The 13,448-nt window shown below is 31.6% G+C and carries 15 protein-coding genes; all 15 read left to right on the forward strand.

Annotated elements, in window-relative coordinates:
- Nucleotides 1-169 precede the first annotated feature (169 nt).
- Nucleotides 170-1,054 carry a sce7726 family protein gene (locus BUB95_RS13910; protein WP_073087648.1) on the forward strand — a complete coding sequence of 295 codons (885 nt, stop codon included), beginning with the start codon at nucleotides 170-172 and terminating at the stop codon, nucleotides 1,052-1,054.
- A complete protein-coding gene (locus BUB95_RS13915; protein ID WP_073087650.1) occupies nucleotides 1,036-1,971 on the forward strand; it encodes a sce7725 family protein in 936 nt (311 codons plus the stop codon). The genes BUB95_RS13910 and BUB95_RS13915 overlap by 19 nt, the downstream gene beginning before the upstream one ends.
- 2 nt (nucleotides 1,972-1,973) lie before the next feature.
- Nucleotides 1,974-3,014 carry an RES family NAD+ phosphorylase gene (locus tag BUB95_RS13920; protein WP_073087652.1) on the forward strand — a complete coding sequence of 347 codons (1,041 nt, stop codon included), beginning with the start codon at nucleotides 1,974-1,976 and terminating at the stop codon, nucleotides 3,012-3,014.
- Between the two features lie 257 nt (nucleotides 3,015-3,271).
- Complete coding sequence (locus BUB95_RS13925) at nucleotides 3,272-4,456, forward strand: DUF262 domain-containing protein (RefSeq protein WP_143185615.1); 1,185 nt, start codon at nucleotides 3,272-3,274, stop codon at nucleotides 4,454-4,456.
- A 952-nt stretch (nucleotides 4,457-5,408) separates the two neighbouring features.
- Entirely contained in the window at nucleotides 5,409-5,891 is a 483-nt protein-coding gene (locus tag BUB95_RS13935; RefSeq protein ID WP_143185616.1) for a hypothetical protein, read from the forward strand.
- A 165-nt stretch (nucleotides 5,892-6,056) separates the two neighbouring features.
- Nucleotides 6,057-6,296 (forward strand): hypothetical protein, encoded by a 240-nt coding sequence (locus tag BUB95_RS13940; RefSeq protein WP_073087660.1) that lies wholly within the window; start codon nucleotides 6,057-6,059, stop codon nucleotides 6,294-6,296.
- Nucleotides 6,297-6,319: 23 nt separating this feature from the next.
- A complete protein-coding gene (locus BUB95_RS13945) occupies nucleotides 6,320-6,730 on the forward strand; it encodes a hypothetical protein (protein WP_143185617.1) in 411 nt (136 codons plus the stop codon).
- Between the two features lie 164 nt (nucleotides 6,731-6,894).
- Nucleotides 6,895-7,746 carry a DUF4238 domain-containing protein gene (locus BUB95_RS13950; protein WP_073087664.1) on the forward strand — a complete coding sequence of 284 codons (852 nt, stop codon included), beginning with the start codon at nucleotides 6,895-6,897 and terminating at the stop codon, nucleotides 7,744-7,746.
- 138 nt (nucleotides 7,747-7,884) lie between these two features.
- A complete protein-coding gene (locus tag BUB95_RS13955; protein ID WP_073087667.1) occupies nucleotides 7,885-9,219 on the forward strand; it encodes a serine hydrolase domain-containing protein in 1,335 nt (444 codons plus the stop codon).
- A 177-nt stretch (nucleotides 9,220-9,396) separates the two neighbouring features.
- Nucleotides 9,397-9,849 (forward strand): hypothetical protein, encoded by a 453-nt coding sequence (locus BUB95_RS13960; protein ID WP_073087669.1) that lies wholly within the window; start codon nucleotides 9,397-9,399, stop codon nucleotides 9,847-9,849.
- On the forward strand, nucleotides 9,850-10,914 hold the full coding sequence (locus tag BUB95_RS13965) for a CBASS cGAMP-activated phospholipase (RefSeq protein WP_073087671.1): 1,065 nt from the start codon (nucleotides 9,850-9,852) through the stop codon (nucleotides 10,912-10,914). It abuts the gene before it with no gap.
- 185 nt (nucleotides 10,915-11,099) lie between these two features.
- The gene (locus tag BUB95_RS13970) at nucleotides 11,100-11,774 is read left to right on the forward strand and encodes a hypothetical protein (protein WP_073087673.1); all 675 of its coding nucleotides are present in this window, start codon (nucleotides 11,100-11,102) and stop codon (nucleotides 11,772-11,774) included.
- 168 nt (nucleotides 11,775-11,942) lie between these two features.
- Nucleotides 11,943-12,170 carry a hypothetical protein gene (locus BUB95_RS13975; RefSeq protein ID WP_073087675.1) on the forward strand — a complete coding sequence of 76 codons (228 nt, stop codon included), beginning with the start codon at nucleotides 11,943-11,945 and terminating at the stop codon, nucleotides 12,168-12,170.
- Between the two features lie 5 nt (nucleotides 12,171-12,175).
- On the forward strand, nucleotides 12,176-12,619 hold the full coding sequence (locus tag BUB95_RS13980) for a hypothetical protein (RefSeq protein WP_073087677.1): 444 nt from the start codon (nucleotides 12,176-12,178) through the stop codon (nucleotides 12,617-12,619).
- 135 nt (nucleotides 12,620-12,754) lie between these two features.
- The gene (locus BUB95_RS13985) at nucleotides 12,755-13,225 is read left to right on the forward strand and encodes a VOC family protein (protein WP_073087679.1); all 471 of its coding nucleotides are present in this window, start codon (nucleotides 12,755-12,757) and stop codon (nucleotides 13,223-13,225) included.
- The last annotated feature ends 223 nt before the right edge of the window (nucleotides 13,226-13,448 follow it).

Consider the following 13,448-nt stretch of genomic DNA (forward strand, 5'->3'; position numbering starts at 1 on the left):
ATCGGAATTTCAAGCCTTTTTGCTAAATTTATGGTTACGGCGGAATGATACTCGCGTACCATTCCGTAACGAAACCATAGCCAAAACCGTTGGCAATAATTATGGCTCACTCTGAAGTAACACTTGGAATTAAAAAACAATAATTTAAATTTTGTAACTTTGCTTTTGAATGGAAATAGCAACTGATATAAGTAAAATTCGTAGTTTATCACAAATCATTTCGCCATCTAATTTTAAAAAGATTGTGCGACAAGGCGACTGTTACTCAACGTTTTACAAAATAAAAAAATATACTACAGTTACAAATTCTACAACCAACCTAGATGCAATCAATTTTATTTACAAATCACTCTTAAAAAATTATAAAAACGAGTACGTCTATAAAAATATACTTACAAACAAATTACTTCTAAAAAAGTATAGTTTAAAAAATACAATTGCATTGAACGAATTCAACATTGGCAAGTCTATTGCTGATTTTGTTTTATTAAACGGAGAAGCGAGAGTTTATGAAATAAAAACGGAACTTGATAATCTTGAAAAATTAGATAAGCAAGTTTTAGATTATTGCAAATTTGCAGATAAAGTATACATAGTTACAAGTTCAAAACACATTAATAAATTAATTGAGCTTTATGCAAATTCTACAATTGGGATTATTGAATTAACTTCAAGAAATGCCTTAAAAACTGTAAGAGAGGCTGAAAATAATTCATCAACTTTTAATCACGAGACATTGTTTAAGACTTTAAGAAAACAAGAATATCTTGATTTAATCGAAGAGCATTTCAATTTTATACCTAAAGTTTCTAATACTTTGATTTTTAGAGAATGTTTAAATCTTGCTAAAAAAATTGAAGTCTCAATATTTCAAAAATTGGTAATAAGTAAGCTTAAATTAAGAAATATTTCTAATCCAACTAAAATCAAAGAAGAATCTATTCCTGAAAGCTTAAAACATATTTGTTATACATTGGATTTTTCCAAAAATGAATATGAGGAATTAAACTCATTTCTAAATAAAAATAGCAAAATATGTATTTCCCGTATTTAAGAGGTAAGCAATTTGAGTTAATTGCGTTAAGAGAATTATGCACTCTATTTCCAGATGATTTAGATAAAATTTCACCTGTAATTGAGCCAGTCAAATCGTCAAGTACTTTGAGTACAACACTTGGTGAATTAGCTAACAGAAATGCTAATTTCAACATTATCATTAACCCAAGAGTTGGTGACTTAAAGAATCAATACGACGAGATAATCGAAATAATTAGTTCTTCTGTTCCAAATGACTATACTAACTATCAATTAGCAGTTATTATTCACCCAAAAACAGAAAGAAATATTCAGTCTGTAATTGATTTTTTGAATGGGTTAGAATTAGACTACAACGGAATAACTTTAATTCATAAAACTGAAATAAGCAATCAGAATATTGAATTATTGCATAATGAATTAAATGTCACATACAACTTAATTTACTTTTCAAAAACGAGTAGAAGATACTATCGTGAATTTGAACCAGCGACTTTGGTAAGTCTTGACGACTACTTTGAAGAGTTATCAAGAAATGCGGACTATTTAAACCAAGAGAGTGATTTTTCGAATGAGTATAGGTTTTATCAACAAGACGGCTTTGTAGGTTTTTCAGATTTCCTAACAATTGGAGACAACTATTCGGAATCTGGATTCTTACCAAGAGCGGTTGCCATTCATTTAAGTTATTTAGATAACGACAGAATTAAAGTAAAACATTTTGTGTCTGATTCAAATGAAGATGTATCAGATATAGGTGGAAAATTTTCAGAAGCGATTAACAAATTAGTTATTTGGTGCGACCAGAATAATCTAAATACTTCCGCTATAAATGTGTTTAGAGACTTACAACAAAGAGGTCATTTTCCAGGTTTAGGTACATTGAAAAAACTATCCATAATGAATCACATTGAATTAGTAATCAACAATATTTAATTATGAATTGTTGTGTTAAATGCTTTACTAGTTCATATCTAATTAGTATTATAAATGGTGATGACAGAACTGGAACTTGTGATTTTTGTAGCACAGTAAACACTTCTATTTATTCAGCTAGAGAGTTATCACCTTTTTTTAGAAACATACTTTCTCTTTATGTTCCAGATGAAAATTCGGATTCGCAAATTTCGAAATCATTAAAAGAAGATTTTAATGTAATTAGTGAAATTGTTCAAAGTCCTATTGAACTATTGAAAGCTATTTTTGAAGATGAAATCGAAACTTTCCAACAAATATTCAACAGTAATGTATCTTTAAAACGTAGACCATTTCTAGAAACACAAGCAGATAATATTCATAATGTATGGAATGAATTTAAGGAAGAGATAAAATTCGTAAATCGCTACCACATTCAAAATACAATTGATTTAAAAAAGTTAGAAACATTTTTTCTACACGAAAGTTTTTACAGAAATATCAAAAAAGGAAGGATTTTCTATAGATGTCGAGTTTCAGATAAAAATGGTTTCCCTTGTGAAAAGATGGGGAATCCACCAATCGAACTTGCATCAAGCGGAAGAGCGAACCCAAAAGGAATTTCATACTTATATGTTGCTGATAGTCTTGAGACGTCAATGTACGAGACAAGAGCTTCACTATTTGACTATGTTACAGTTGGCGAATTCAAACTTACCGAAGATATCAAAATATTAAATCTTCGAAACCCAAAAGACGACCCAATTTATTGGTCAGAAATAGAGGAAATAGAAAACTATTTAATCTATATTCCTTTCATTCAAACACTGCAAAAAGAACTTTCCTTGCCAATTAGAAAACGTGACAAACTTTTAGATTATATTCCTACTCAATATATATCGGAATTTATTAAATCTTTAGGATTTGATGGTGTGGAATACCAAAGTTCTTTGAATTCGGAAGGTTATAACATCGCAATTTTCAATCCTGAAAAATTGGAATGTTTTAAAACCAATGTTTACGAAATTAAAGATATAAAACTAACACACGGAAAAATAAAATAACTATTGCCAACAACGTGTATAATTAATTGCTTGGTTCAGGTCTACTCGGAATTTCCTATCGGAAATTCCTCTGGCTCGTGAATGTTTGCTAAATTAGTTGCTTAAACACGCAACTAACCATACACAAAACCGTTAGGCAACATTTGAAAAACCAATAAAATAATTAGATTCTATTCGTATTTTACGTTTTTTAACACTTTTTGGTGTAGATTCTATTTTTTTTGATTACTTTAGCAGAGTATTTAAAAAATAATTATATGTCATTTTCATCAAAAAACAAGATTAACTTCAATCCTTCTACTCTTCCACTTACTACGGTTATTAATAACATAAAGAATAAAACAAGGAATGGATTGGATTTACAACCTGATTATCAGCGAGGGTTTATCTGGAATTCAGAATTTAAAGACAAACTAATATTTAGTGTTTCTAAAAACTATCCCATTGGAAATATCATTATTAGAAATTTAGAAAAGCCGAATCAAAACAATTCGAAAAGTGAAGTTGTCGATGGCCAACAAAGACTTACTTCATTGTTTGAATTTTTTAATAACAAATACTCTGTTAACAAGGAAATTTCAAGGAAAATTATAGCTGAAAACATAGACTATTACAAAGAAGAAAGTTCAACTAATAAGATAGCTTATCGAATTCTAAAAAGATACAATGAAAACAAACCAAATAGTCTTAAGTTTAATGATTTCCCAGAAAGTCTTAAGGATGACTTCCGGAATTACCCACTATCAATGACTTTTATTTCAAACGCAACAACAAAACAGGTTTCCGAATATTTCAGATTCGTTCAAAATCAAGAAAGACTTAAAGCTGGAGAAATTATAAAAACTATTCCAGAGAGTGATTTACACATTTATAGTGAGAAAATAATTTATAAAAAAACGTTTTTAGAAAATATCAATTTTAATAATTCAAGACGAGAGTTTGATAAAATTTTCTACAGTATAATTGGAGTATTTGAGAATAAAATTAATCTTGGTTCTACTGATAAAAAAATTATGAGCTACGTTGAAAAACACAATCCATATTTAGAACCGAGTGCAGAAAAAAATGTTATTAACGTTATAGAGGCGATAAACCATATTGGCAAATCAAAATTAGATTCGTCATTCAAGTTTAATAAACGTATACTAAAACTTTTCTTATTGCTAGCTGGTTTTAAGTTTATTGATTTTACAAAAAACACTCTTGAATTAATTCAAACGTTGGAAAGAATAGATGAAAAATTATCATCTTTTAATTCAGCAAAAAAAGATTCAATAAAAATTTCGATGCTTGGTTATGATGAAGATATGATTGAAAATTATAGACTAATTGCTCTTATTGTAAAAGGCTCTCATTCTTATGATAGAGTGCATAACAGAATTGGGATTTTAGCTGATATTGTGAAATACGAATTGAAAAATAAAAAGAAAAACGTTGCCTAACACCGTATATAATTTATTGCTAATTCTAGCCTATTTACGAAAGTCCTCGCGGACTTTCTATTCGGTTTTTATTTGCTGAATTAGGTGCTTAAACACGCAACAAACCATATACAAAACCGTTAGCTTTAATGCTGGAGCAAGTTTGCGGTTTGAAAAAAGCCTATTATATTTTTTTCGATTTTTTTTAGAATTTTAAGGTAGATAAAATAGAAAAACTATGTACGGAATTTCAAAATTTTCGGAATTATCACCCAAATGTGGAATGAAAAGCAAATTAGGAATTGCTCACTCAAACTTTGAATTGAATTACGGCTGATTTTTTAGCTTGTTTGTGTAATTATAACTGGAAAAACAACATCGGAATTTGAGTAAGTTTACGGAATGACAATAAACTGAAAATTTAAAAACAAAAATTAGTGACATCAGAATTAAGAGCCTCAATAATAAATACATCTAGTAATCTGAAAGGATATATTTTCATTTTTATCTTTTTTGCTTATGTATTTTTTATTGGTTATTTACACAACTATAGATTTATGAAATCAAAGTTTTATTTACAAAAGATTAAACCTCGCTCGTATTTTTTTGAACTAGGATTTTACCTGTTATTCACTCTTTTATTCATAATATCACTTTTACTTTTATCATTCATTTTAATGAAGGTCATAGGAATTACAAATGACTAGAAAAGAATGAACAAAAACGAAATAAATAAATAAGCACTAAAAGCTAACAATGTGTATAATTAATTGCTCAAGCTGTTTAAGACAAAGAAAAATTCTTACTTTTATTACTAATCATAAAAACTTGATTTAGATTGCAATAGCCTTGCTCCTGCCAACGCTGTTTTTGCCTACCTCCTGCGTCGGCTGATTCGGCAAAAGCTAAACTCGAGCAAGTCTTTAAGATCGCAACTAAATCATACACATATACGTTGGCAATAATGTCGGAAATGCGTAAAGGAATCATAATTTTAGTTTATTTAATTGCCTTCTCAATATTTGGACAAAATATGGATTTACCGAAAGACTTGACTGAGTTTCTAAAAACAAAATCGGAATTGACTTACGACCACAAAACTGTGGAACCTGACTTTGTAGGAATTATTGACTTTGACAAATTGGAACTTGGAAAGGTATGGATTGAGGGAAATGTTAGCGGAAAATCTTACTACGAAATTCCTGCAATCAATTTGACCGACCGATGCGAACATTATGACCCTGAATACATCCTACTCTACTTGCCGAATGAAAAACTGTACGGAACCTGGGATTCTGACCATTGGACACTTTATGTTTTCCCGGACACTAATTGGACTGACATTACTGAAAATCCAGCGGAATTTATAGACCAACAATGGAATCCGAAAAAAGAAATCGGAATCGAGTTTGAACCGAAAACGAATTATAAAATGATAAATGGATGGCCATTTTGACCGAAAATAAAAACACTATTGCCAACAACGTGTATAATTCATTACGGCGGAATTTCCTATCGGAAATTCCATTTGTGTTTGCTATCTTTCGGTCTACGTCGGAATAACACTGCGTGTCATTCCGTAACGAAACCATACACAAACACGTTGGCAACAAGCTGAAAGATGAACGACAGTTTTAAAATTGGAATGAAAGTTTCTCTAAATGGAGAGTTCGGAGTTGTGGTCAAGTCTGAATTGGATAAACCTGATTTTTATGGTTTAATTCGTTGGGATACTAATAAAGAATCTGACTTCGAAGATTGGAGAGGACAGTTCGGAACATTTAAGAATATTGGAGGTCTGATTTTAGACAAAACACATCAATTTAAATTTATTGACGACGACGGAAATCTGAAAAAATGAAGCTAAAAACAATAATATTGATTATGGGAATTTTATCATTTTTATTTGGTTGTAAAAACGAGAATAGATATAAAGATAAACACGGAAATGAAATCATTGAAAAAGGAGATGAAACATATATAATCCCAGCCGAATATGAAAAAAAGGGTACAACTTATAAAATCTTTTTACGGAATGAAACTGACAAAACTGTGAGTATTAAAGATAAATTTACCTTGAAACCGAATGATGAGAAAATATTCGAATTTGTTGATACAGATTCCCTTTTGTTTGACATTGGACCTAAAATTTATTTCGGAGATACTGGACTTGAGGTCGATGACAAAAAAGGCGAATTAGCTGGAATTGGAGGCGAATATTGGGAGAAATATAATGTTCCTGATGATGTTGAATATGGATTTGTTATAGTACCAGCAGGTGAAGGTGATATGTAAACTGAATAAAAGCCAGTTGCCAACAACGTGTATAATTCATTGCTAGTACTCGCCTACTTACGAAAATCCTCGCGGATTTTCTATTCGGTTTGTATTTGCTAATTTAGTTGCTGAAACACGCAACGAAATCATACACAAAACCGTTGTAGGGTATTTAAAACCGAATGAATAATCACGTCAAAAATCAACATTACGTTCCGCAATTCTTGTTAAGAAATTTTTCAAGTAGTGGACAGAAATTTATTTGGGCTTTTGACAAGAACGAAAAATATAACGTTCGGAATCAAATAAAGGAACGTGCAATAAAAAAAGTAGCAAGTGAAGAATACTTCTATGACCAATTCAAAAAAAGTAGAATTGGAAGTTACGAATATGCGCTACAAAACGCCGAAGACATTTCTGCACCGATTATTGAAAGAATAATAAAAACTCGGAGTATCGAAAATCTTACAGAAGACGAAAGAAGAAATTTGTCTTTTTTCATTACACTTCAAAATTTAAGAACAAAAGGGCAACTATTTCAAACCGAAATATCAATGAACAATTTGTCCGAACAATTGAAAGACAAGGCTAATATTAGTATTCCAAAAATTGACCATAAAAAAATCTGGTTTTCAATGCTGGAACAGTCAACTAAATTCTATGAATTTCTTATGAATAAAGTATGGATGTTAAGTGAGAGCGACGACGAATTTATAATTTCAGATAACCCTGTTACTTTACAAAACACTACTGATAGAAGCGAAATTAGAGGAACCTTGGGACTTGACAGCTACGGAATTGAGATTTATTTACCAATTTCACCATCATTGACTATCAGTTTGTTCTGTGAAAAGTTCTTTTCTAAAAATGGTTATGAGAAAAAGACTATGCCGAATTTAAAATGTGAACCAGAGAATATTGAAAACTTGAATTGGCTTCAAGTTGCTTATTCTGAAAGGTTTTTATTTTCACATAAAAATGAATTTGGACTTGTAAAAAGAATATTAAAAAACACCCTACAACAACGGCTATAGTTCATTACGGCTGAAATTCCTAATCGGAATTTCGAGCCTTTTTGCTATATTTATGGTTACGGCGGAATGATACTCGCGTACCATTCCGTAACGAAACCATAGCCAAAACCGTTAGGCTCAATAAAAACGCAATTAAATATGATAACCAACAAACTGTCGTTAAAGGTACTTATCACTCTCAGTTTGCTTCTATTCGTTGGATGCAAAAAACAAGTCAAAGAACTCACATTAGAAGAAAAAATTGCATTAGCTGTAGAATCAAGAAAAATTCCCACATCAAAAGACCATAAAATAATCTTTACGGTTCCTGAATCGCTTATTGGAAGAGGACCTCAAATAACAGAGGTATTTAGCCATATGGAAAACTATATTCCTACTGTTCTGATAGAAAAAGGAAATACAAAAACAATAAAGCTTCCAGAAAATATAAGTCAAACCCTCGGTCAAGAGATTCTCACCAGTGCCTTCTTTGAAAAGGAAACATCACTTGACCAAATTTGCGATGAAAAACAAGTTAATGGTGTAATTGTTCTTCACAAAGGACAAGTGGTTTATGAAGGGTATCCCGAAATGGAACCTTCTGACAAGCATTTTCTTGGTTCTGTGAGTAAAACATTTTTAGGAACCGTAATAGCACATTTGGCAGATGAAGGAAAACTTAACGAACAAGATCCGATTGGGAAGCATATTACAGAGTTTAAGGATAAGCCATTGGCAAATGTAACTATTGAAAATTTGTTAAGGATGACCTCAGGAATCAACTGCAGAGAAAGCGATGAGGGATCCTATACTGACCCAAACCATTGTTTTTATAAATTACTTCAGCATTCTGCGGTTTATACAGAGCCAAATCCTGGATTTGAAGAAAGCTTAATTGAATTATTGGCTAATTCAGGACAAATTGAATCCGCTGGGCAAACCTTCGATTATACTTCCGCCAATTCTGTTATTCTGACTACCATTGCTGAAAGAGTTTCTTCCAAACCTTTTCATGAGTTGGTTCAGGACTATATATGGACAAGAATCGGAGCTGAAGATGATGCAAGGGTAACGCTATCCAGTACTGGTGTAGCCGGAAGTTACGGTTTAATGTTAATGCGCCTAAGAGATCTTGCCAGATATGGACTGGCCTTTACAGATGACGCTACTACAAAAATAACATCGGCACGATATTTAAATCAAATTCATACCGGAGATAGAGCATTATTTAGATCTGAAGGAGGAACAGATCAGCATTTGAGGAAACATTATTATGAAGGACAAGGCGCAGATTTTCAGAGCTATCATTGGGATGTGATTTTTGAAGACGGTGACTTCTTTAAAGAAGGCTTTGGAGGTCAGGGTCTTTACATATCCCCTTCAAAAAGATTAATTATTGCATTTTTTAGTGCAAGCAAGGATGAGACCAATAATAACCGTAATATGATAGCCCTGGTTCGTAGTTTGGCATTACTTGAGCAATTTAAAGAATAAATTACTGAGCCTAACAATGGCTATAATTTATAGCTACCTCTCCTTTAACCTGAAAATTCCTATTTTTATGCGGCTGGATTTCTAGACTGAAAAATCCTAACGGATTTTCCGCAACGAAATCATAGCCGAGACCGTTAGCCACAATATGTACACACACTTACAATAAGAAGAAATAATATGAACGATAAACAAAGAGAAAGATTGACGAAAATGCTTCAAGATAGAAGTCATAAAATCGAAATTCTTAAACATTTTGATGAATATTTTGACAGATTTACTCATCGAGTTCTAAAAAATGCAATTAATGAAATTAATTCAGAATTATTTGAGATTACAAATGAATCTTTAAGACTGTTTTTTGAAGACCCATATAGCGTAAATCACTCTAGATACTACGTGATGGTACAATTAATTGCTGAAAGTAATAGAAGACATCAATTTTTTTTAGATAATACGAGACACTTTCCTTCCTTATCTTTTGAAGGAAATGAAATCACAGGTAAAATAAAGATTACCACAAAAATCAAAGAGAATGGAAGTTCTGGAAAAGAAATTGAAATAAAACAATTAAATGAAATTACAGTATACGATATTTTAATTGATTTTATTGATTCTGTCTACAAGCAATAAATGGAAGGTGTAAAAAATAAAAAATTTAAAATATTAAGCATTGATGGAGGAGGTTTGAGAGGTATAATTCCTCTTCAAGTAATAAAGCAAATTGAAAGCATTACAGGAGAGCCTATTCACAAATCGTTTGATTTAATTGCTGGTACTTCAACAGGAGGATTACTTGCCTGCGCATTGACTATGCAGGACTATAACTCTATCGAAGTTGATACTAGAAAATATACTTTGGATGAAATTGAGGCTATTTACAAAGAAAGAGGTTCTGAGATATTTCCAAAACACAATCTTTTAAAAAGTGGTATTAATGGTATATCAAAATGGTTTAGACCTCAATTTAAAATAAAAAATTTAATATCTGTCTTAGACGAATATTTTGATGATAATAGAATTACAAGTTGTTTGAGACACGTTTTTATAACATCTTATAATATTCATAGAAACAAACCAATTTTTTTCACTACCAGAGAAGCTAGTATGTTTCCCGACAAAAATTCTAAACTGGTTGAAATATGCAGAGCAACTTCAGCAGCACCAACATATTTTGAATCACATAATTTCAACTACGATAGTGAAAATATCATTTGTGTTGATGGTGGAGTAGTAATGAATAATCCGGCAATCGGTGCTTTAATAGAAGTTTTGGGTAATTCTGATTATAAACACTATAAAATAAACGACAAACGTCTAAAACTTGATGACATATCGATATTATCACTTGGAACTGGTAGAAGTAATAAAATGCTTAAAAGTTCTACTTCAAAAAAGTGGGGAAGGATTAAATGGATAAAACCAATTATTGATATATCAACTGGTGGTCCAGCGAAAATAGCCCATCAACAAATATCCACTATTTTCAAGTCTTCTGGTCTGGAGAATAATTATTTAAGAATAGATATTGATATAGAAGAAAAATATTCAGAAATGTCTGATTCAAGTGAAGAAACAATTAATTATCTATTAAATGAAGCTAGTTCTCAAATTACGAATAATCATACATTAGATTTTAAATTAAAATTATTCATTGAAGAAAATGGAATCGATATAGTTAAGAAAAAAGAAAAATAAAATACTGTGGCTAACAATGGCTATAAGTAATTGCTTGTCCTCGCCTACTTCTGAAAATCCTCGTGGATTTTCAGCTTGGTGTGTACTTGCAAAGTTAAGTGCTAAATCACGCAACTACTCATAGCCGAGACCGTTAGCTACAATAAGACAATAATATGAGTAAAAAGAAATCTTGTTTTGTGATTATGCCAATAAGTGATAATGTAGATTATCCCGAAGGGCATTTTAGTAGAGTTTATCAGCATCTTATTAAACCAGCTTGCGAGCAAGCAAATTATGAACCTTTAAGAGCGGATGATGTCAAAAAAACGAATTATATAGCAATCGATGTGGTAAGAAGAATCATAGAATCTGATATGGTCATCTGTGATTTAAGCTCTCAAAATCCTAATGTACTTTATGAACTAGGAATAAGGCAGGCTTTTGACAAACCTGTGGTATTAATAAAAGATTCAAAAACCAAAAGAATATTTGACATTCAAGGTTTTCGGGATTTTGAATACGACGAAACTCTAAGAGTTGACTCGGTTCAAGAGGACATAAAGAAGCTTACTGAGATAATTTATTCAACTACAAAAAACGAAATAGAAGATGTAAATTCTTTAGTCTCTCTTTTAAGCATTAAGTCTGCCTCTTTAGGCGAGAGCAAAGAAATTTCACCTGAATCAAAACTAATTCTGAATTCATTGAGTGAAATTGAAAAAAGATTAAGCAGTATGGAAGACTTGGCTGAAATGGTACAAAGGCCTAGGTTTACTGTTCCACCACCACCTAGAGAAACAACTAAATTTTACGGAATTGGATTTAATGAAACAATTCCACCGCCACCACCAGGATTAGATATTGAATCTAATGAATGAAAAAATTACTGTAGCTAACAACGGCTATAGTTCATTACGGCTGAAATTCCTAATCGGAATTTCAAGCCTTTTTGCTAAATTTATGGTTACGGCGGAATGATACTCGCGTACCATTCCGTAACGAAACCATAGCCAAAACCGTTGTGCACAATTTCAGAAAAATCGTAAATGAAAGAAAATAAAGATAGAGTCATTATTGCAAGTGACGTTAACGAACGTGACGGAATTGGAGTTGAAATCTATCGGAATGATGAATTGGTTGCGGAAATTTTTAGAGATGACACGGAAAAAACGAGAACAATTCGAATTTTTAAAGAAAATATTTCTCTTGAATTAATGGAAGAATACATTCAGATTTTTAAAAAAGAAATTCCTTGGGATTTCATCGATGACTAAAATTAATGACTGAAAAATTAACCAACGAACAGTTTACAGAAACTGCTTTTATCTTTGAAAAAGCGAACGGAAATTCTCACTCGGAATATGAAAAAAGAATAATTGCAGAATCGAAATTGACTAAATTCAAACCGACTGAATTGGAGAAAATTATTGTTGACGGATTGAACTCTGGAATTTATAAAAATGAGGAAGAACGCGTTAGTGGATATTGGAGTTTATCAAAAATTGGAAATCAAAATTTAATCTCGGAATTTAAGAAATGGTTGCGGGCTGAATTGGAAAACGAAAATGGAATTGCGGTTTTTCAAATATTGGTCGCTCTTGACCGACTTGATGAACCAGCATTTAACAAGAATAGAACTGGACGTGGAGTTGACGAAACGGAATTGAATTTAAGAGACGCAAAAGAGTATCTGAATAAAAACAGTGCACAACAACGTGTATAGTTCATTGCTCTGATTTTCCTACTCGGAAAATCCTAGCTGCTGAACAAAGGTTTCTCTCCTATTTGCTATCTTAGTGCTTATCGCAACGAAACCATACACGAACACGTTGTATGTCATTAAAAAAACGGGTGAGAAATGATTAAAGGACTATTTGAAACCCATTTATTTGTTGAAAATCTTGAACACTCAATAGATTTTTACACGAATGTTTTAGGACTTGAACAATATCTTTTTGAAAAGGAAAGAAGAGCTGCTTTATTTTGGATTGGAGAAAAACCGAGACAAGCAATGTTAGGACTTTGGGAAAAACCAAAAGAAGAAATTGATTTAAGACATTTTGCGTTTGAATGTGACTGGGATTGGATTTTAAACGAATCTATTGACTTTCTGAAATCCCATAAAATAAGATTTTGGAATTTCTTAACTGATGATTCCGAAAGACCTATGGTATTTGTAAATATTCCAGCTATAGCAATTTACTTTTCGGATCCTGACGGTCATTATTTGGAATTTATCGGAAAATTACCAGGGAAATATCGACCCGAAAAAGGAAGTTTGGTAGTGACCTATGAAGAATGGTTGGAAATAGAAAAGAATGATAAATAACGCCATACAACAACGTGTATAATTCATTGCTGGTTATAGCCTACTTACGAAAGTCCTCTCGGACTTTCTATCAGTGATTTATTTGCTGAATTTAGTGCTTAAACACGCAACGTCATCATACACAAACACGTTGTAGTGCATTTGAAAAAACCGATGAATCAAGAAAAAACAGTTTGTATCGAATGTGAATCTGACTATTTTAAAAATAGTTCGGAAATGGCTG

Origin of the sequence: Winogradskyella jejuensis (genome assembly GCF_900129745.1) — a bacterium.
Classification (GTDB): Bacteria; Bacteroidota; Bacteroidia; order Flavobacteriales; family Flavobacteriaceae; genus Winogradskyella; species Winogradskyella jejuensis.

What these genes read in the sequence shown, in the direction of transcription:
- BUB95_RS13910 (WP_073087648.1), top strand. Translation starts at nt 170, where the DNA reads ATGGAAATAGCAACTGATATAAGTAAAATTCGTAGTTTATCACAAATC.
- BUB95_RS13915 (WP_073087650.1), top strand. Translation starts at nt 1,036, where the DNA reads ATGTATTTCCCGTATTTAAGAGGTAAGCAATTTGAGTTAATTGCGTTA.
- BUB95_RS13920 (WP_073087652.1), top strand. Translation starts at nt 1,974, where the DNA reads ATGAATTGTTGTGTTAAATGCTTTACTAGTTCATATCTAATTAGTATT.
- BUB95_RS13925 (WP_143185615.1), top strand. Translation starts at nt 3,272, where the DNA reads ATGTCATTTTCATCAAAAAACAAGATTAACTTCAATCCTTCTACTCTT.
- BUB95_RS13935 (WP_143185616.1), top strand. Translation starts at nt 5,409, where the DNA reads ATGCGTAAAGGAATCATAATTTTAGTTTATTTAATTGCCTTCTCAATA.
- BUB95_RS13940 (WP_073087660.1), top strand. Translation starts at nt 6,057, where the DNA reads ATGAACGACAGTTTTAAAATTGGAATGAAAGTTTCTCTAAATGGAGAG.
- BUB95_RS13945 (WP_143185617.1), top strand. Translation starts at nt 6,320, where the DNA reads ATGGGAATTTTATCATTTTTATTTGGTTGTAAAAACGAGAATAGATAT.
- BUB95_RS13950 (WP_073087664.1), top strand. Translation starts at nt 6,895, where the DNA reads ATGAATAATCACGTCAAAAATCAACATTACGTTCCGCAATTCTTGTTA.
- BUB95_RS13955 (WP_073087667.1), top strand. Translation starts at nt 7,885, where the DNA reads ATGATAACCAACAAACTGTCGTTAAAGGTACTTATCACTCTCAGTTTG.
- BUB95_RS13960 (WP_073087669.1), top strand. Translation starts at nt 9,397, where the DNA reads ATGAACGATAAACAAAGAGAAAGATTGACGAAAATGCTTCAAGATAGA.
- BUB95_RS13965 (WP_073087671.1), top strand. Translation starts at nt 9,850, where the DNA reads ATGGAAGGTGTAAAAAATAAAAAATTTAAAATATTAAGCATTGATGGA.
- BUB95_RS13970 (WP_073087673.1), top strand. Translation starts at nt 11,100, where the DNA reads ATGCCAATAAGTGATAATGTAGATTATCCCGAAGGGCATTTTAGTAGA.
- BUB95_RS13975 (WP_073087675.1), top strand. Translation starts at nt 11,943, where the DNA reads ATGAAAGAAAATAAAGATAGAGTCATTATTGCAAGTGACGTTAACGAA.
- BUB95_RS13980 (WP_073087677.1), top strand. Translation starts at nt 12,176, where the DNA reads ATGACTGAAAAATTAACCAACGAACAGTTTACAGAAACTGCTTTTATC.
- BUB95_RS13985 (WP_073087679.1), top strand. Translation starts at nt 12,755, where the DNA reads ATGATTAAAGGACTATTTGAAACCCATTTATTTGTTGAAAATCTTGAA.